The sequence below is a fragment of the Seohaeicola nanhaiensis genome (assembly GCF_042654245.1).
Classification (GTDB): Bacteria; Pseudomonadota; Alphaproteobacteria; order Rhodobacterales; family Rhodobacteraceae; genus Seohaeicola_A; species Seohaeicola_A nanhaiensis.
Genome location: NZ_JBHSGI010000005.1, coordinates 41,958 through 58,350 on the forward strand (window position 1 = coordinate 41,958; position 16,393 = coordinate 58,350).

At 65.4% G+C, this 16,393-nt stretch carries 17 protein-coding genes; 8 read left to right on the forward strand and 9 right to left on the reverse strand.

What is annotated here, in order from left to right:
* The first annotated feature begins 155 nt into the window (after nucleotides 1-155).
* Nucleotides 156-1,031: a DMT family transporter gene (locus ACFO5X_RS07540; protein WP_380716678.1), complete on the forward strand. Its 876-nt coding sequence runs from the start codon at nucleotides 156-158 to the stop codon at nucleotides 1,029-1,031.
* Nucleotides 1,032-1,086: 55 nt separating this feature from the next.
* Here ACFO5X_RS07540 and rpsI read toward each other — a convergent pair whose 3' ends face one another.
* The 3 genes from rpsI to ACFO5X_RS07555 all read right to left on the reverse strand — a co-directional run bounded on the left by rpsI (nucleotide 1,087) and on the right by ACFO5X_RS07555 (nucleotide 3,603).
* Nucleotides 1,087-1,575, reverse strand: a complete 489-nt coding sequence (gene rpsI / locus ACFO5X_RS07545; RefSeq protein WP_380716679.1) for a 30S ribosomal protein S9 — start codon at nucleotides 1,573-1,575, stop codon at nucleotides 1,087-1,089.
* A 5-nt stretch (nucleotides 1,576-1,580) separates the two neighbouring features.
* Nucleotides 1,581-2,039: a 50S ribosomal protein L13 gene (gene rplM / locus ACFO5X_RS07550; protein WP_380716680.1), complete on the reverse strand. Its 459-nt coding sequence runs from the start codon at nucleotides 2,037-2,039 to the stop codon at nucleotides 1,581-1,583.
* Nucleotides 2,040-2,202: 163 nt separating this feature from the next.
* A complete protein-coding gene (locus tag ACFO5X_RS07555) occupies nucleotides 2,203-3,603 on the reverse strand; it encodes an aminotransferase-like domain-containing protein (RefSeq protein ID WP_380716681.1) in 1,401 nt (466 codons plus the stop codon).
* Nucleotides 3,604-3,697: 94 nt separating this feature from the next.
* On the opposite strand from ACFO5X_RS07555, the gene ACFO5X_RS07560 reads away from it, so the two are divergent.
* Nucleotides 3,698-3,925 carry a DUF1127 domain-containing protein gene (locus ACFO5X_RS07560; RefSeq protein WP_380716682.1) on the forward strand — a complete coding sequence of 76 codons (228 nt, stop codon included), beginning with the start codon at nucleotides 3,698-3,700 and terminating at the stop codon, nucleotides 3,923-3,925.
* A gap of 196 nt (nucleotides 3,926-4,121) precedes the next feature.
* Nucleotides 4,122-6,197: a calcium-binding protein gene (locus tag ACFO5X_RS07565; protein ID WP_380716683.1), complete on the forward strand. Its 2,076-nt coding sequence runs from the start codon at nucleotides 4,122-4,124 to the stop codon at nucleotides 6,195-6,197.
* Between the two features lie 29 nt (nucleotides 6,198-6,226).
* Here ACFO5X_RS07565 and ACFO5X_RS07570 read toward each other — a convergent pair whose 3' ends face one another.
* On the reverse strand, nucleotides 6,227-6,649 hold the full coding sequence (locus ACFO5X_RS07570; protein WP_380716685.1) for a PaaI family thioesterase: 423 nt from the start codon (nucleotides 6,647-6,649) through the stop codon (nucleotides 6,227-6,229).
* A 57-nt stretch (nucleotides 6,650-6,706) separates the two neighbouring features.
* On the opposite strand from ACFO5X_RS07570, the gene ACFO5X_RS07575 reads away from it, so the two are divergent.
* The 5 genes from ACFO5X_RS07575 to gluQRS all read left to right on the forward strand — a co-directional run bounded on the left by ACFO5X_RS07575 (nucleotide 6,707) and on the right by gluQRS (nucleotide 11,407).
* Complete coding sequence (locus ACFO5X_RS07575) at nucleotides 6,707-7,117, forward strand: VOC family protein (RefSeq protein WP_380716687.1); 411 nt, start codon at nucleotides 6,707-6,709, stop codon at nucleotides 7,115-7,117.
* 51 nt (nucleotides 7,118-7,168) lie between these two features.
* The gene (locus ACFO5X_RS07580; RefSeq protein ID WP_380716688.1) at nucleotides 7,169-7,954 is read left to right on the forward strand and encodes an enoyl-CoA hydratase; all 786 of its coding nucleotides are present in this window, start codon (nucleotides 7,169-7,171) and stop codon (nucleotides 7,952-7,954) included.
* Between the two features lie 230 nt (nucleotides 7,955-8,184).
* Nucleotides 8,185-9,534, forward strand: a complete 1,350-nt coding sequence (gene trmFO, locus ACFO5X_RS07585; protein ID WP_380716689.1) for a methylenetetrahydrofolate--tRNA-(uracil(54)-C(5))-methyltransferase (FADH(2)-oxidizing) TrmFO — start codon at nucleotides 8,185-8,187, stop codon at nucleotides 9,532-9,534.
* Nucleotides 9,535-9,660: 126 nt separating this feature from the next.
* Nucleotides 9,661-10,506, forward strand: coding sequence for a shikimate dehydrogenase (locus ACFO5X_RS07590; RefSeq protein WP_380716690.1), 846 nt, complete (start codon nucleotides 9,661-9,663; stop codon nucleotides 10,504-10,506).
* Between the two features lie 37 nt (nucleotides 10,507-10,543).
* Entirely contained in the window at nucleotides 10,544-11,407 is an 864-nt protein-coding gene (gene gluQRS / locus ACFO5X_RS07595) for a tRNA glutamyl-Q(34) synthetase GluQRS (protein ID WP_380716691.1), read from the forward strand.
* 148 nt (nucleotides 11,408-11,555) lie between these two features.
* Here gluQRS and ACFO5X_RS07600 read toward each other — a convergent pair whose 3' ends face one another.
* The 5 genes from ACFO5X_RS07600 to ACFO5X_RS07620 form a co-directional block, all read right to left on the reverse strand.
* The gene (locus ACFO5X_RS07600) at nucleotides 11,556-11,954 is read right to left on the reverse strand and encodes a rhodanese-like domain-containing protein (RefSeq protein ID WP_380716692.1); all 399 of its coding nucleotides are present in this window, start codon (nucleotides 11,952-11,954) and stop codon (nucleotides 11,556-11,558) included.
* A gap of 32 nt (nucleotides 11,955-11,986) precedes the next feature.
* A complete protein-coding gene (locus ACFO5X_RS07605; protein ID WP_380716693.1) occupies nucleotides 11,987-13,375 on the reverse strand; it encodes an amidase family protein in 1,389 nt (462 codons plus the stop codon).
* A 66-nt stretch (nucleotides 13,376-13,441) separates the two neighbouring features.
* A complete protein-coding gene (locus ACFO5X_RS07610; protein ID WP_380716694.1) occupies nucleotides 13,442-14,188 on the reverse strand; it encodes a maleate cis-trans isomerase family protein in 747 nt (248 codons plus the stop codon).
* Nucleotides 14,189-15,340, reverse strand: coding sequence for a M24 family metallopeptidase (locus ACFO5X_RS07615; protein ID WP_380716695.1), 1,152 nt, complete (start codon nucleotides 15,338-15,340; stop codon nucleotides 14,189-14,191).
* Nucleotides 15,337-16,386 carry a pyridoxal-phosphate dependent enzyme gene (locus ACFO5X_RS07620; protein ID WP_380717283.1) on the reverse strand — a complete coding sequence of 350 codons (1,050 nt, stop codon included), beginning with the start codon at nucleotides 16,384-16,386 and terminating at the stop codon, nucleotides 15,337-15,339. Before ACFO5X_RS07620 ends, ACFO5X_RS07615 begins: the two co-directional genes overlap by 4 nt.
* Between the last annotated feature and the right edge of the window lie 7 nt (nucleotides 16,387-16,393).

Consider the following 16,393-nt stretch of genomic DNA (forward strand, 5'->3'; position numbering starts at 1 on the left):
GCTTCGTCGAGCTTCAGACCGAGAGGGAGCCTCGGGCGATCCGGCGACCTGTCCCGGCCCCGCGCTCTGATCCTGAAGACTGGGGGCAGATGGCCGGCTGATCCTCGGACGCGTGCCATCTTGACAGGACCTCGCCCGGTCCATCCTGTGGCGCAATGACTGAAAAACGTGCAATCGACGGATTCGGCGCCACTGCCCTGATCGGCTTCTCGGCCCTGCTCGCCTTCAACCAGGTGGTGATCAAGCTCACGACCGCCGGAATCGCCCCGGCAGCACAGGCGGGGTTCCGTTCGGTTGGCGCGGTCATCGTGCTGCTGATCTGGGCCTATGCGCGCGGTATCCGCTTCACCGTCCCGCGCGCGGCGCTCGGCTGGGGAATCCTGTCCGGCTTTCTGTTTGCCTTCGAATTCCTCTGCCTCTTCCTTGCGCTCGACCTCACCACCGTGTCGCGCGCCTCGATCATCTTCTACACCATGCCGGTCTGGTTGGCGCTGGCCGCGCATTTCCTGCTGCCAGGAGAGCGTCTCACAGGCATTCGCATCCTCGGCCTGGCGCTCGCCGTGCTTGGCGTGGTCATTGCGATGGGGGATCGGTCGAACGGTCAGGCCTCGCTGGCCGGCGACATTCTCGCACTGCTCGGCACCCTGGGCTGGGCCGCGGTCGCGCTGATGGTGCGTGCAACGCCGCTGTCGCAAACTGCGCCAGTCACCCAACTCATGTTCCAGGTCGTCATCTCGGCCCCGATCATGCTGGCCTTTGCGGCGCTCTCCGGTCCGATGATCCGTGATTTCGAACCTGTCTATCTGCTCTCGCTTGCCTTCCAGTCGATCTGCATCGCCTCGCTCGGCTTCCTCAGCTGGTTCTGGCTGCTCACCATCTACCGCGCCTCCTCGGTCGCCTCCTTCGCCTTTCTCGCGCCCGTTCTCTCGGTGATCCTCGGGTGGCTGGTGCTGGGCGAACACATCGGTCCGCTGATCTGGGTCGCCCTGGTCATGGTCGCCACCGGCATCTTCCTGATCAACCGCCGCTGAATGCAGAAAGGGCCGCCCTGGAGGACGGCCCTTTCCGTTAGCGATCTGCCGAAGCTTAACGCTTGGAGAACTGGAAGCTGCGGCGGGCCTTGGCCTTGCCGTATTTCTTCCGTTCGACGACGCGGCTGTCGCGGGTCAGGAAGCCCGCGGCCTTGAGCGCGCCGCGCAGCGACGGATCATAGAGCTGCAGCGCCTTCGAGATGCCGTGCTTGACCGCACCGGCCTGGCCCGAAAGGCCGCCGCCGGCCACTGTGGCCGTCACATCGAACTGACCGGCAACGCCGGCCACGGTGAAGGGCTGGCGCAGGATCATCTGCAGCACCGGACGGGCGAAATACTCTGCCATCGTCTTGCCGTTGACAGTCACCTTGCCCGACCCGGGGCGGATCCAGACGCGGGCCACCGCGTCCTTGCGCTTGCCGGTCGCATAGGACCGGCCCTGCGCGTCCCGCACGGGTTCGCGCGCCGGTGCGTCAGCGGCGGCCGGAGCGGCGACGCCACCGACCTGGTTCAGGTCTTCGAGAGAATTGATTTGGTCAGCCATCTGGATCAGCTCCGGGTGTTTTTCTTGTTCATGGATTTGACGTCCAGAACTTCAGGGCTCTGCGCCTCGTGCGGATGCTCGGTTCCGGCATAGACCCGCAGGTGGGTCATCTGCTGACGCGACAGCTTGTTGCCCTGCAGCATGCGCTTCACGGCCTGCGTCACGACCCGCTCGGGGTGCTTGCCTTCGAGGATCTGCTGCTTGGTCAGCGACTTGATCCCGCCGGGATGGCCGGTGTGCCAGTAGAACTTCTCGTCGCGCTTCTTGCCGGTGATCTGCACCTTGTCGGCGTTGATCACGATGACATTGTCGCCCATGTCCATGTGCGGCGTGAAGGTCGGTTTGTGCTTGCCACGCAGGCGGTTGGCAACGATCGAGGCGAGGCGGCCCAGAACGACGCCCTCGGCGTCGATCAGGATCCACTTCTTGTCGATGTCTGCCGGGGTCGCAGTAAAGGTTTTCATAGGGAGCTTCCCGTTTGACGTGAAAGGCAGCCGCCACCGGCGACTGCCCGAATTCGATTGGCGGTATCTACAAAGCCACCCACGTCACGTCAAGCGCGCAACTTCCGAAATTTTCACGCAAAAACAATGCGTTGCAAAATAGGTATTCAGATACCCCAAAATTTCACACGCTGATCTGCTCCGGCGGATTGTCCAGCAGGCTCCGCAGCCGCTGCATCGCATTCTCGAACGAGGTCTTGGACACCTGGCAATTGACCGCGATCCGCACGGCGTGGGGCGCGCGCCCGGTCCGCAGGGCGAATTCGTCGGCCGAACGGATCTGCACCCCAGCCGCCTCGGCCGCCCGGCAGAAGGCCGCCGCCCGCCACCCCTGCGGCAGGTGCAGCCAGAGGAAAGGCACCTCGTCGTCCCAAGAGAGGTCGAACCGTCCAAGCGCATTCACCGCCAGCCGCACATATTCGGCGATCCGCTCGCGCGCCCTGCGGCACAGTTCCAGCGTGTCGGGATCCGACAGCAGGATGCGCGTCACCTCGGCCAGAGGCTCGGACAGACCGAAATAGCCGTATTCCGCCGCCTTGCGCAGATCGCCCGACCGCTCGCGCGGCGCCAGCGCATAGCCGACCCGCAGCGCCGGCGTCAGGATCTTCGACAACGTCGAGACATACCACCCTCGCTCCGGGGCCAGGGCGCGATAGCAGGGCGCGCGCGACGTGCCGATGCGATAGCAGTCATCCTCCAGGATCTGCATGCCATGCCGCTCGGCCACAGCGATCAGGGCCTGCCTCCGCTCCAGCGGGCAGAATGTGCCCGTCGGGTTCTGCACCTCCGGCGTCGTGCAGAAGACCTGCGCGCCGGTGCGCCGCGCCGCCTCGTCCAGCGCCTCGGGCAGAACGCCCTGCGCGTCCATCGCAACCCCGACCACTTCGGCGCGCATCAGTTCCGCCGCCCGGCGGAAGCCGGCATAGGAGAGATCCTCGACCAGAATCGTCGGGCTGGGCCCCTCCAGGATGGACTGCAGCGCAACGCAGATGCCATTTTGCCCGCCATTGGTCAGAACCACGTCTTCCGGATCGACCGGTCCCAGCGGGACGTCAGCAAGCCAGTTCACCACCGCCTCGCGCACCAGACGATAGCTGTCCCGGGTCGGATAGTTCAGCAAACGCAGCGGATCCGCCGCGCCGACCTGCGCCAGCGCCGCGCGGATCGCGCGGGCCTGGCCGACGTCGGGAATGCGCGGGCTGAACAGGCTGACCGTATAGACGTCGTCGGGCGGCGTCTCCTTCGACCAGACATCATCCACTGGGCTCGGCCGCGGCCGCGTCTTCGGCGCAACGAAGGTGCCCCGGCCCACCCCGGCCGTCAGCACGCCCTCGCCCGCCAGCACGGCATAGGCCCGCGCCACCGTTCCGGGCGTTACATTCAGCTGATAGGCCAGATCGCGCACCGGCGGAAGGCGGGCGCCCTCGGCAAGAGTTCCCGCGGCCGTCGCCCCCCGGATCGAATCCGCAAGAATCTTGTATTTCGGCCCGGTCGCTGCATCGAGTTCCGGCCAAATTGTATCCAATACAATTCTCCCTTGGACAAGTTGTTCGACAAATTGTATTGATCTGTTACCAAACAATCAAAATTGTGTCAATACAATCGGAAAGGACATTCCCATGACACGCACCCTCGCCCAGCCAAGCCTCGCCCTGCTCGCCGCCAGCCCTCGTCTGCCCGTGATCGCCGTGGTCGCCTTGCGCTTTGCCGGCGCGGTGACCCAGTGGGACCAGATCCGCCGAACCCGCCGCGCCCTGTCGACTCTCGACGATCATATGCTGCGCGACATCGGACTTACCGCCAAACAGGCCAGAAAAGAGTCGAAACGGCCCTTCTGGCAATCCTGAATCCCCGTCTGGCTTCCAGACCTCTTCCTGGCCGGGGCTTGTCCCCGGCCTCTTTTTTCCCAGATCGAAACAATTGACAAAATCAGCCCCAAATTAAGTTGGGACAATTTACCAATGCGCGTCATCTGATAGACAGACGGCGGCGGAGCCGGCAAGGCTTGCTCATATCTTTAAGAAATTTAAGGAAAAACGAATCATGGTGGGTTTTCTAGGCGCGCAACATCTCATGTCGGGTTCCGGGCTTGGCATAAATGCCGAGGAACATGACGTGGTGATCCTGAAGGATGGCAGCGTCATCATGGGCTACGACCAGTTCAACGGCCTGATGCACTTTCACCGTTACAACCCCGCCACGGGAGAAACCGAATTTCTGAGTTCGACCGGATCGATTGGCTCCGGTGACACCGACAGCACATTGATAGCGCGTGACGATGGTGGCTTCTCCGTCGTTCTGGCCACTGGCAGCACCTCCATCATCATCAGGGACTATGACAAGAACGCGGCACTGACAGCGACCGAGACCCTCGCCACCGGATTCGTGGCTAGCCCCAACGCCATCAAGACTGACCTCGGGTATTTCGTGACCTACAGAGATCGCCACAATACCGACGGGATCGAGTACAAGGGCGCCTTCTATAACAACAACAATGTCCTGTTGAAGACCTACGACTTCGACGAAGGCCGCACATTGTCGCCTTTCCCGCGGGCCGAGCCACAATCCACCGTGCTGTCCAACGGCAATATCGCGACAGTATGGCGCCTCAGCGACAGTGACGGCACCTTCGTGCAAATCTTCAAGCCGAATGGTGCTGAAGTGGGCGACCGGATTCGTATTTCGGCACCCGGTTCCCAGAACGAATTTCTGCTGACCCCGGAGATCACCAATGACCCGGACGGCGGGTTCGTCGTCCTGTTGAACCGGTCCGCCAGTCCCCTCGACCTCTCGATTCAACGGTATTCGAACTTCGGTGCGAAGATCGGCAAAGAGATCACCTTCGATACCTCACTCGACCAGCCGTTTCCCTATGTCGGCAAGCCGCAGATCGGGTTCACCAAGGCGGGTTTGATGGTCGTAGCCTGGACTTCGGCAGATCTGTCGGGCGATACGCGATACGGGGATGTCTTCACCGCTCTCTTTTCCAAGTCCGGAAACCTGATCGCCGGACCACTTCTGGCGAACGACAGCGCACCCGACGGTCAGAGCGACGTCGATCTCATCAACCTCCAGAACGGCAACCTCCTGCTCAGCTTCCACGATGACACGAATGTGCTGTGGTCCTATCAGGCCTCGATCCAGGCCCGCCTCGTGCTCGACCCCGATTCGGTCTGGGAAGGCAACAGGCTTGCCAACAGCAAAAACGGCACCGCAGGCGACGACGTGATGCTTGGCCTGGGCGGCAACGACAAACTCAGCGGCCTTGGCGGAGAGGACTACATCAAAGGTGGCGCGGGCAATGACACGCTGAGCGGCGGAAACCGAAGCGACGTGCTGGAAGGCGAGGCGGGAACGGACATTCTCGACGGCGGCGCGGGCAACGACCAGCTGTTCGGAGGCACCGGCGACGACACTCTGCGCGGCGGCGTCGGCAACGACCAAATGTTCGGCAACGATGGCGACGACACCCTGATCGGGGGCGGCGGGAACGATGTCATGAACGGCGGCGACGGCATCGACATCCTGCTGGGCGGGGGCGGCAACGACACCATGACCGACACCGCCGGCAACAATCGCTTCAAGGGCGGCGGCGGCGACGACCACATGTCCGGCGGCGCCGGTATCGACGTGATGTTCGGCCAGGCCGGCAACGACGAGATCGACGGCGGCGCCGGCCGCGACAGACTCTATGGCGGCGTCGGCTTCGACACCCTGCGCGGAGGCGACGAAAACGACCTGCTCAAGGGCGACAGCGGCGACGACAATCTGAACGGCGGCAAGGGCAATGACCGCGAATTCGGCGGCACCGGAAACGACCGGCTGTATTCCAGCTCGGGCAACGACTGGCAATGGGGCGGCGCCGACGCCGACCGGTTCGTCTTCCTCGACACCAGCTTTGGCAAGGACGTGATCAAGGACTTCGAATTCGGTGTCGACGTTCTGGATATGAGCATCACCGCCCGCGCGATGGAGTTCAACGGCCAGGGCGACATCACCGTGACCGAGTTCTCAGGCGGCGTGCGGTTCAAGGTGGACGCCGACAACTGGGTTGTCGTTCAGGGCGCCCACCTGTCAGACTTCGGGCCAAACGACCTTATCCTCGACAGCCCGTTCTAAGCCCACACGGGCCGCGCTGCGGCGCGGCCCTACCGATCGGGCGGCAAGGCGTAGGTCAGGCTGGCCCGCGCCACCACGGCGTCGGTCCCCTCCGAGCGCAGCAGAACGTCCGATACCGCCAGTTGCCGACCCAGCTTCAGCAACCGCCCCTCGGCGATCACATCCGCGCCCGAGACCGGCTTGCGCAGGAAGTCGATGGCGCAATTGGTCGTCACGGCCAGCGCCTTGCGGCCCACCATGCTCAGTACCAGCACATAGGCTGTCACATCCGCCAGTGCGAACATCGCCGGTCCCGAGACAGTGCCGCCGGGCCGCAGATGGCGGTCATGCGCCAGCAGCCGCATCGTCACCGACATCTCGGCCAGCGCGTCGATCCGGAAGTCGCCGCGCACCTGCGGAAAGATCTCGTCAAGGTATTCCGCAACCTCGTCGCGGTTCAGTGCCAGTGCCATGTTTCGCTTTTCCCTCCGCCTCCCTAAGGTTGGCGCGACCCAAACAGAGGATGCAAGATGCAAAATCCGGAACGCAACGGCACGGCGCTCTCGTCCATTCGCAATCTCGACTACACGGTGATCTTCTGCCGCGACATGGCGGCCATGGTCGACTTTTACCAGAATGTGATGGAATTCGAGCTTGAGCGCTTCCTCAGCGACTCTTGGGTCGAGTTCGGCATCGGCGCCGCGATCCTCGCGCTCGGCCTGCCCGGAGGCCGGTTTCCGGCAGAACCGGTGCCGCCGCAGGCAGCCGCGCTGCAGCTCGCCTTCCGGGTGCCGCCGCCAGCGGTTCAGGCCTGCGCCGACGCGCTGCGCGCCAAGGGCATCGAGCCTCTGGAACCGGTGGCAGATCAGCCGTTCGGTCACCGCACGCTGTTCTTCCGCGACCCCGACGACAACCTGCTGGAAATCTACGCCGAGATCTGATCCCTTCCCGCCACCCGCGCCCTGCCCTAACCTGCGCAAAACGGAGGCGACATGACACTTCTGGAAAGAACCGATACCGGCGCCGTTGCGCATCTGCGCCTCAACGCGCCCGAACGTCTGAATGCCCTCTCGGACGAAATGATCGCCGCCCTGCAAGGCCAGTTCGATGCACTGCGCGAAGATCGCACCATCCGCGCGGTGATCCTGTCCGGTGCGGGCAAGGCCTTCTGCGCCGGCCACGACCTCAAGCAGATGACGCAGGGACGGCAGGCCGAGGACGGCGGCCGCGCCTATTTCGCCGATCTCTTCACCCGCTGCGCCCGCATGATGACCTCGATCCGCGACCTGCCGCAGCCGGTCATCGCCCAGGTGCACGGCATCGCGACCGCCGCCGGCTGCCAGCTGGTCGCCTCCTGCGACATGGCGGTGGCCGAACCGGGCACCAAATTCGGCGTCAACGGCGTGAACATCGGCCTCTTCTGCTCCACCCCCATGGTCGCCCTCTCGCGCAACATCCCGCGCAAGAAGGCCTTCGAGATGCTCTCGACCGGCCGCTTCATCCTCCCCGAAGAAGCAGAGCGTCTGGGCCTGATCAACCGGATCGCCGCCCCCGGCGCACTCGAAAGCGAAACGGCCGAACTGGCGCAGACCGTCGCCGCGAAACTGGGTGCGGCGGTGAAGATCGGCAAGCAGGCCTTCTATCGTCAGGCGGAAATGGGGCTCGATCAGGCCTATGCCTTCACCGGCGAAACGATGGTCGAAAACATGCTCTATCGCGACACCGAGGAAGGGATTGCCGCATTCCTGGAAAAACGGCAGCCGAATTGGTCGCAATAGCGTTGTTTCTGACACAGCTGTCGTTTGTTTCCAAATCGTCACTTTTAATCGCGGCATCTCTGTGGCAAAGCTCAAGCAAGGCAAAAGCCTTCGACTTTTGGGTCGCCGTTGACGGAAGGTCCCTCCAGGCCGGTCTCTCTCCGGTTCGACATGCCCGTCACGGCGACCCCAGAAGCCCCTAAACTTCAAGACAGATTGCGCTTTGCCCCGGCCTGGCCTAAATCGCCGGCATGACAGAGACACTTCATATCGTCGGCGGCGGCATGGCCGGATCCGAGGCTGCGTGGCAGGCCGCCGAGGCCGGTGTGCGCGTGGTGATCCACGAAATGCGCCCGCAGGTCGGCACCTTCGCCCACAAGACCGGCAACCTGGCCGAGATGGTCTGTTCGAACTCCTTCCGTTCGGATGACGACGAACAGAACGCCGTCGGGCTGCTGCATTGGGAAATGCGCGCGGCGGGCGGGTTGATCATGGCCACCGCCGACTTGCACCGCCTGCCCGCTGGTGGCGCGCTTGCGGTCGACCGCGACCCCTTCGCCGAAACCGTCACCGCCCGCCTGATGGCGCATCCGCTGGTCTCGGTCAGCTACGAGGAAGTCACCGCCCTGCCCGAAGATGGCCATTGGATCATTGCTACAGGGCCGCTCACCTCACCCGGCCTTGGCGCCGCGATCCAGGCCGAAACCGGCGCCGAGGCGCTCGCCTTCTTCGACGCCATCGCCCCCATCGTCCATTTCGAAAGCATCGACATGGACACCGCCTGGCTGCAATCGCGCTATGACAAGGGCGAGACCGAGGAAGAGCGCACCGCCTACATAAACTGCCCGATGGACAAGGCTCAATACAACGCCTTCATCGACGCGCTGCTGGCAGCAGAAAAGACCGAATTCCACGAAGGCGAAACCGCCGGCTACTTCGACGGCTGTCTGCCGATTGAGGTCATGGCCGAACGCGGCCGCGAAACGCTGCGGCACGGGCCGATGAAACCGGTGGGCCTGACCAATGCGCACCGCCCGACCGACAAGCCCTATGCCGTGGTACAGCTGCGCCGCGACAATGCGCTAGGAACGCTCTACAACATCGTCGGCTTCCAGACCAAGATGAAGTATGGCGCGCAGACCTCTGTTTTCAAGATGATTCCCGGTCTGGAGAATGCGGCCTTTGCACGCCTCGGCGGAATCCATCGCAACACGTTCCTGAACTCGCCGACCCTGCTCGACAGCCAGATGCGGCTGAAATCCCGTCCCCACATCCGTTTCGCCGGACAGGTCACCGGCGTCGAAGGCTACGTCGAAAGCGCCGCCATGGGCCTGCTCGCCGGACGCATGGCCGCGGCCGAAATCCTGGGCCGTCAGATCGACGCGCCGCCCTTCACCACGGCAATGGGCGCGCTGGTCAATCACATCACCGGCGGGGCGGAGGCAAAGACGTTCCAACCGATGAACGTCAACTTCGGCCTCTTCCCGCCGCTGGACGAGGCCCGCGGCGGGCGCAAGGGTCGCAAGGAACGCTACAAGGGCTATACCGACCGCGCCAAGGCGGACTGGCTGGCCTGGCTCGGCCAGCGCGCCGCCGCCTGACGGCCGCGAACCGGCTGTGGACTGGCGCTGCTGATCCCTGCCCGAATGCGGTTTGCGCCCCGGTGCCTCCGTGCTAGCTAGGCGCGCAACTGCCGCACCGACGGCTGCAGGGAGAGGAGAGACACCATGACCACCGCCCGCGCCTTTGTGATCGGCCATCCCATCGGCCACTCGCGCTCGCCGATGATGCACGGGTACTGGATCGAACAGGCCGGCCTCGACGCCACTTACGAAAAGCGCGATGTTCCTCCCGAGGCGCTGGCCGCCTTCCTCGCCGAATTCCGGGCCAACCGCTGGACCGGCTGCAACGTGACCATCCCGCACAAGCTCGCGGTGATGGAGCTTGTGGACGAGGTGCAGGACGTCGCCCGCGCCATGGGGGCGGTCAACTGCATCTGGTGGGAGGGCGACACGCTGACCGGCGGCAATACCGACGCGATGGGCTTCATCGGCCATCTCGACGACTGCCATCCCGGCTGGGACAAGGACGCCAGCCGCGCTGTCGTGCTTGGCGCCGGCGGCGCGGCCCGCGCCGCAGCCTACGGCCTGCGCGCGCGCGGGCTCAGTGTCGATCTCTGCAACCGCACGGCTACAAAGGCGCAATCGCTCGCCACCCATCTGGGCCGGGACATCGCCGGCCACGGCAACGAGGCGCTGCCGTCGCTGCTGGGCCGGGCCGACCTGCTGGTCAATACCACCAGCCTCGGAATGATCGGGCAACCGCAGCTCGACATCGACCTGGCCGGCATGAAACCCACGGCCATCATCTACGACGTGGTCTATGTCCCGCTCGAAACACCCCTCCTGCGCCAGGCCGCCGCGCGCGGCCTGCGCACCGTCGACGGGCTGGGCATGCTGATCCATCAGGGAGCCGAGGGCTTCCGTCGCTGGTTCGGCATCACCCCCGAAGCCACCGCCGACCTGCGCCGCCTGCTCGAGGAGGACATCCGTCGCGAAACGCCCCACGCGTGACAGCAGCACAAACATCACGGTCCATGTGATTGAAAACGTGACATTCACCACCAGATTCGCCCCATCTCCGACCGGCCCCCTGCACCTCGGCCACGCCTATTCGGCCCTGCTGGCCCATGACATGGCAAAGGCGGCACGCGGGACCTTCCTTCTCCGGATCGAAGACATCGACCAAAGCCGCGCCCGTGCGGAATGGGAGACGCAGATCTACGACGACCTGCACTGGGTCGGGATCGAATGGCCCGAACCCGTGATGCGGCAATCGGAACGGGGCGCGGACTACCGCGCGGCGCTCGGGCGTCTCTGGGACATGGGCCTGCTCTATCCCTGCACCTGCTCGCGCCGCGATATCGAGGCGGCGGCCAGCGCCCCGCAGGAAGGCGGCGCGCCCCTGGTAGGCCCCGACGGCATCGTATACCCCGGCACATGCCGCCCCGCGACAGAGCCGACAGGAACAATGCCGTCAGACCTGCCCCTGCGGCTGGACATGGCCCGCGCGCTCGACCGCGCCGGCAAGATCTCCTTCACAGAAACCGGTATCGGCCCAGAGGGCGAAAGCGGCCCTATTGCCCCCTCTGCGGAGCAGATGATCACCGGCACCGGCGACGTGGTTCTCGCCCGTCGCAGCATGGGCACATCCTATCACCTCTCGGTGGTGGTGGACGACGCGGCACAGGCGGTTACCCACGTGGTACGCGGACAGGACCTGTTCGAGGCGACGGCGATCCATGTGCTGCTGCAACGCCTGCTGGAACTGCCGGTGCCGCAATACCACCATCACCGCCTGATCCGCGACGCGGACGGCAAACGGCTCGCGAAACGGGACGACGCCCGCGCCATACGCCTGTTCCGCGCGGAAGGCGCCAGCCCGGGAGACATCAGGCAAATGGTCGGCCTTTAACTCAAGATAACAATTGGTTGCAAACCGATCCTGATTCCGTGTCTCAGCCAAATCCGCCTAGAATCCACCCATCCGCATTCATCATTCCTTCAGCGACTCAGCCCAGGATAGAGGGTGGTAGGGAGGGGCGAAATTCGATGGCGACCGCCTACTCGACGGTTTCCACAGGCATCCCCGCCGCCTTCCACGCGCTGAACCCGCCTTCGATATGCGCCACCGGGTTCAGCCCCATCTCCTGCGCCACCTTGGTCGCCAGCGCCGAGCGCCATGCGCTCGCGCAATAAAAGACAAACGTCTTGTCCTGCGCGAAGACCGGCTTGTGATAGGGGCTCGCCGGGTCGATCCAGAATTCCAGCATGCCACGCGGGCACGAGAAGGCACCGGGAATCTTCCCCTCGCGCTTCAGCTCTCGCGGGTCCCGCAGATCGACGATCACGTAATCCTCGCGCCCCGCAAGCTCGCTTGCCTCGGCCACCGAAACAGAGCGCACCTCGGCATTCGCCTCGGCCACCATCTGCTTGACACCCTTGGTAATTGTCTGAACCATCTTCTTTCCTTTCAACGCTCTGCGTTGCAGAGTTAAAGTTCTGCCACCTGCGGCGCGCCAAAGGCCGCCTCGATCGCCGCGCCCGCTGACAACAGCACATCCTCGCGGAACCGGTCCGCAACCAGCTGCACCCCGACCGGCGACGATCCTGCCATCCCCGTCGCGACGGCCAGCGCCGGCACACCCAGCACCGGCAGCGCGCGCTGGGGCAGCTGTGCTTCCATGATTGTGTCGAACGCGGCCTCCGATGACACGTCCTCCTGCTGCGCAAAGGGCAAGGCCCCGGAAACCGGGCAGATCAGCACTGGATAGCGGTTCAGGAAATCGATCCATTCGCGCAGGATCGTCACCCGCCGCTGCAGGGCGGCCATCAGCGCGGGCATATCCATCTCCGGGGAATCCGCGCACATCCGGGCAAAGACAAAATTGGCGTCCGGGTCATTCTCGCGTTCGATCATCTGGGCCACGCTGCGCGATTCCGCCATCCACAGCTGGGCGTTGATGTCCGCGGCCGGACGCATCGGCGGGCAGTCGACCTCCTCGACCTCCCAGCCCGCGCCCTCGAGCGCCGCCGCCGATTGCCGCAGCGCCGCCTGCACCTCGGGCGCGACAGTCATCCCGTCGGGCGCCACACATAGCGCGGCACGGCGCGGCATCTCCGGCAGGCCCTGCGGCGCCGGCGTCCACCAGGGATCGCGAATATCGCGCGCCGACATCGCCGCGAAAGACAGCGCGATACCGCCGATCGACCGCGCCAGCGGCCCGGAAACCGCCATCAGCTGCGCACCGATATAGCGATCCGGGCTCGAAGCGTTCCAGGCCGGAACCCGGCCCAGCGTCGGCCGCAGACCGTGAACTCCGCAGGCATAGGCCGGATAACGCACCGATCCGGCGATATCCGTGCCGTGGCCCACGGCACAGAGCCCCGCCGCAACGGCCGAGCCGGCGCCGCCAGAGGATCCGCCCGGCGTCAGCGCGGCGTTGCGCGGGTTCAGCGTCATCCCGTGCAGGCTGTTGTTCGTGAACCAGCGCATCGAGAAAGCGGGCGTATTGGTCCGGCCCACGATCACCGCGCCCGCCTTGCGCAGGTTCGACACCACCGGATTGTCCGATTGCGCGATCTGATCTTTCTGCAGGCTCAGCCCGTTGGTCGTCGCCTGCCCGGTCTGATCGACGTTCACCTTGATCGTCACAGGCACCCCGGCCAACAGCCCGACATCCTCGCCCCCGGCAATGCGCGCGTCAAGCGCGCGCGCAGCGTCGATGGCCTCTTGCGGGAACTCCTGCACCACCGCATTCAGCCGCGGATTGACCGCGGCCAGCCGGTCGAGATGCGCCCGCGTCACCTCTTCCGCGGAAATCTCGCGCCCGCGCACCGCCGATGCGATCTCGCCCGCTTGCATCTGCCAGAGTTCCGCCATGTCCCGTCTCTCCCTTGTGAAGTGCCGGCAGGGGACAGCAAAATCCGGGCCGCTTCAACGGCTAATTCACCGCGCCTCCCGGGCCAGACGGCAATCGGCGAAGTCCGGCGCCAGCGCCAAACCGGCCAGATGCGCCATATGCCAGCCCAGCACCAGGTTCGACGACAGCACCGGTAGGCCCGTCTCGACCTCCAGATCCGCGATGATATCGAGCGCGTCCAGATTGGTGCAGGACAGAAACAGCGCCTCGACCCCGCCCTGTGCGAGCAACTCCAGCGCTGCGGCACGGGTCGAGCGGGGGTCGATCCGGCTCACCCTGGCCTCTTCCGCCTCGGCGAAGGTGCCAAACACCGGGCTGGCGACGCCCTGCCCGTCCAGCACGTCGCGCAGCCGGTCCGAGACCGCGGCGACATAGGGCGACAGCACCGCGATCCGCGTCACGCCCAGCGCCCGGCAGGCCGCGACCAGCGCGCTGACCGGCTCTGTCACCGCCTGCGTCGCCACCCCGGCCCGCACCTGCGCAGCCACGTTCTGTGGCCCGATCTGGGCCGAGCCGGACGTGCAGCCATAGCCCACCACGTCGAATGTGTCCGCCTGCGGCAACAGCGCGGCCGACGCGGCGATATGGTCATGCATCGCCTGCAGCGTCTCGGGCGTCACGTCCAGCCCGCTGGGCACGCGCGTCACGAAAAGCTCGGTCTGCGTCGGCAAAAGCCGGTGCAGGTCCGGTTCGATCCGCTCGTCGGTCTGCAGGACGATCAGCCCCAGACGCGGCCGCCTCGCAGCCTTCAGATCATAGGGGAATGTCCGCATTCACACCTCCAGCTCCACCATCTCGACGACAGCGCGCGGGCTCAGGAACTCGGGGGCGCCCTCGCGGATCACGATAACCTCTTCATGCACCAGGATGCGCCCGGGTGTGACTTCGATACCCGGCTCCAGAGTGATCACCATGCCGGGCTGCAACACGGTATCGTCCTGCGGGATAAGCGACAGCCCCTCGGTCAGTTGCATCCCCAGCCCATGCCCCAGCCGCCCCGCGTCCGAACCCTGCCCGCCGGTCAGCAGCCGGTCCATCGCATGGAACAGTTCCGCCGCCGTGGCCCCCGGGCGCGCGATCTCCGCCGCCGCATCGACGGCCTCGATCAGCCGCGCATGGGCATCGCGCAGCGCCGGCGCGGGCGGCCCCAGCGAGAAATTGCGGTCGAAATCGCAGAAATACCCGTCGCGCATCATGCCGGTGTCCAACATCAGCACATCCGCCGCCCGCAGCGGCTCGGAACCGGCGGGCGAGATCACGTCGGCATAGCCCCCCGCAGCCGCGGCCCCCGCCACATAAGGCACCCAATCTGCCCCTTCCTCCAGCCCCAGCATCTGGAACCGGCGAAACACCTCCTCCAGCGGCACCCCAGCCCGCGCGATCTCGGGCACACGGTCAAAGGCGCGGCCCGCAACGGCACAAATCGCACGGATCTTGTCGATCTCGGCCGCGGACTTGATCGCGCGCAGATCGCGCATCAGCCCGCCGTCTGGTCTGAAGTCGAGGCCCCGCTCCTGCAAACGCGCCCAATCCGCCAACGGCATCCGCAGGTGGGTCTCATGTCCCATCGGCACACCAACCGGCCCCGCACCCGCAATTTCGCGCAACGTGTCGCCCAGCAGGCTCACCCCGTCGTCACTATAATCCGGTGACCGCCAGCTCCGGATATCTCGGATCCAGGTTCCTGCCATCAGCGCCGCGCCAATCGACGGGATCACCGCCACCGGGTCGCCATTCACGGGCACGATCAGAAACCAGGGGCGCGTCGGGCTTTCCCAGAAGCGCGTCAGAAACCCGCTGAAATACCGCACCTCGGGTTCGGTTGTCAGCAACAGTGCAGCCAGTCCCCTTTCGGCCATCCCGGCTTGCGCCCGTTGCACCCGACCAAGATACTCAGGGGTATCAAAGCCGCGCCGAGCGCTCACCCCTCAGAGCCTTCGGACAGGATCAGCAGCACGCGCGAGCCGGCATCAAGCCCAAGCTCGCCGCGATGCCCTTCGGCCCCGGCCAGCAACCCGGCCAGTCCCGCCGCGCCGGAAGGCGTCGAGGCAAGGCCGATGCGCGCGGCCTTGTCGGCCCCCGCCTGCCCCTCCTCCTCTGTGATCGCGATGAAATCCGTGGCGTCCCGCGCCAGCCCCTTCAGCGCAATCAGAGACGGCTCCTTGCAATCGAGCCGGCCCATCGCCGACACCGGTCCTTTGGTTTCCTGGGGCTTGCCCGCCAGGATCGACCCCCGGATCGCCTGCGCTGCGGCAGGTTCCACCACCGAAATCCGCAAACCTTCGTCCCAGGCCTCGCGCGCCAGCGCCGCAACCGAGGCCGCCAAGCCACCCACGCCGGCCTGCAGGAAAAGATGGGTCGGGGGCTCCGGCAATTGCCGGATCGCCTCAGCCATCAGCACCAGATAGCCCTCCATCAGCCGGTGCGGTCGTTCTGTGTAGAAGGGCCAGGAACTGTCGGACAAAAGGCGCCAGCCGTTCATCTCGGCCGCGCGCGCCGCTGCGGCCATGCTGGCCTCATAGGTCTCGCCCTCGCGCACCACCGCCGCACCCTGCCGGGCCAGCCGCGAGGCAAATCCGTCCGATACCGTCTCCGAGATATAGACGACCGCGCGCGCCCCAAAGGCTTGGGCCCCGGCGGCAACCGACATGCCGTGGTTCCCCGCGCTCGCGGTCACATAGGTCACATTGGCCAGGCTCTCGCTCTGGGCGTCATGGGCGATGACATAGGCCGCGCCCAGCGCCTTGAAGCTGCCCAGCCCCATGCGGGCGCGTTCGTCTTTGATCCACACACGCGCGACACCACAGCGCGCGGCGACGACAGGCACCTCGACCAGCGGCGTCTCCCCGGCAGCTGGGCACCGCTCGAGCAGGCGCATAGGTGCACCGGCATCGGTCGAGGGAAAGGGAATGCCGACCAGCCCCTGCGGGCTGTCCGGCCTGCCGAAATACGGGTTGCGCAGGATCTCCATCACACTA

Coding starts and splice junctions, on each gene's coding strand:
- rpsI (WP_380716679.1), bottom strand. CDS start 1,575: ATGGCTGACCAAATCAATTCTCTCGAAGACCTGAACCAGGTCGGTGGC.
- ACFO5X_RS07560 (WP_380716682.1), top strand. CDS start 3,698: ATGACACGCACCCTCGCCCAGCCAAGCCTCGCCCTGCTCGCCGCCAGC.
- ACFO5X_RS07605 (WP_380716693.1), bottom strand. CDS start 13,375: ATGGCGGAACTCTGGCAGATGCAAGCGGGCGAGATCGCATCGGCGGTG.
- ACFO5X_RS07620 (WP_380717283.1), bottom strand. CDS start 16,386: ATGGAGATCCTGCGCAACCCGTATTTCGGCAGGCCGGACAGCCCGCAG.
- ACFO5X_RS07565 (WP_380716683.1), top strand. CDS start 4,122: ATGGTGGGTTTTCTAGGCGCGCAACATCTCATGTCGGGTTCCGGGCTT.
- trmFO (WP_380716689.1), top strand. CDS start 8,185: ATGACAGAGACACTTCATATCGTCGGCGGCGGCATGGCCGGATCCGAG.
- rplM (WP_380716680.1), bottom strand. CDS start 2,039: ATGAAAACCTTTACTGCGACCCCGGCAGACATCGACAAGAAGTGGATC.
- ACFO5X_RS07570 (WP_380716685.1), bottom strand. CDS start 6,649: ATGGCACTGGCACTGAACCGCGACGAGGTTGCGGAATACCTTGACGAG.
- ACFO5X_RS07580 (WP_380716688.1), top strand. CDS start 7,169: ATGACACTTCTGGAAAGAACCGATACCGGCGCCGTTGCGCATCTGCGC.
- ACFO5X_RS07610 (WP_380716694.1), bottom strand. CDS start 14,188: ATGCGGACATTCCCCTATGATCTGAAGGCTGCGAGGCGGCCGCGTCTG.
- ACFO5X_RS07590 (WP_380716690.1), top strand. CDS start 9,661: ATGACCACCGCCCGCGCCTTTGTGATCGGCCATCCCATCGGCCACTCG.
- ACFO5X_RS07575 (WP_380716687.1), top strand. CDS start 6,707: ATGCAAAATCCGGAACGCAACGGCACGGCGCTCTCGTCCATTCGCAAT.
- ACFO5X_RS07600 (WP_380716692.1), bottom strand. CDS start 11,954: ATGGTTCAGACAATTACCAAGGGTGTCAAGCAGATGGTGGCCGAGGCG.
- ACFO5X_RS07540 (WP_380716678.1), top strand. CDS start 156: ATGACTGAAAAACGTGCAATCGACGGATTCGGCGCCACTGCCCTGATC.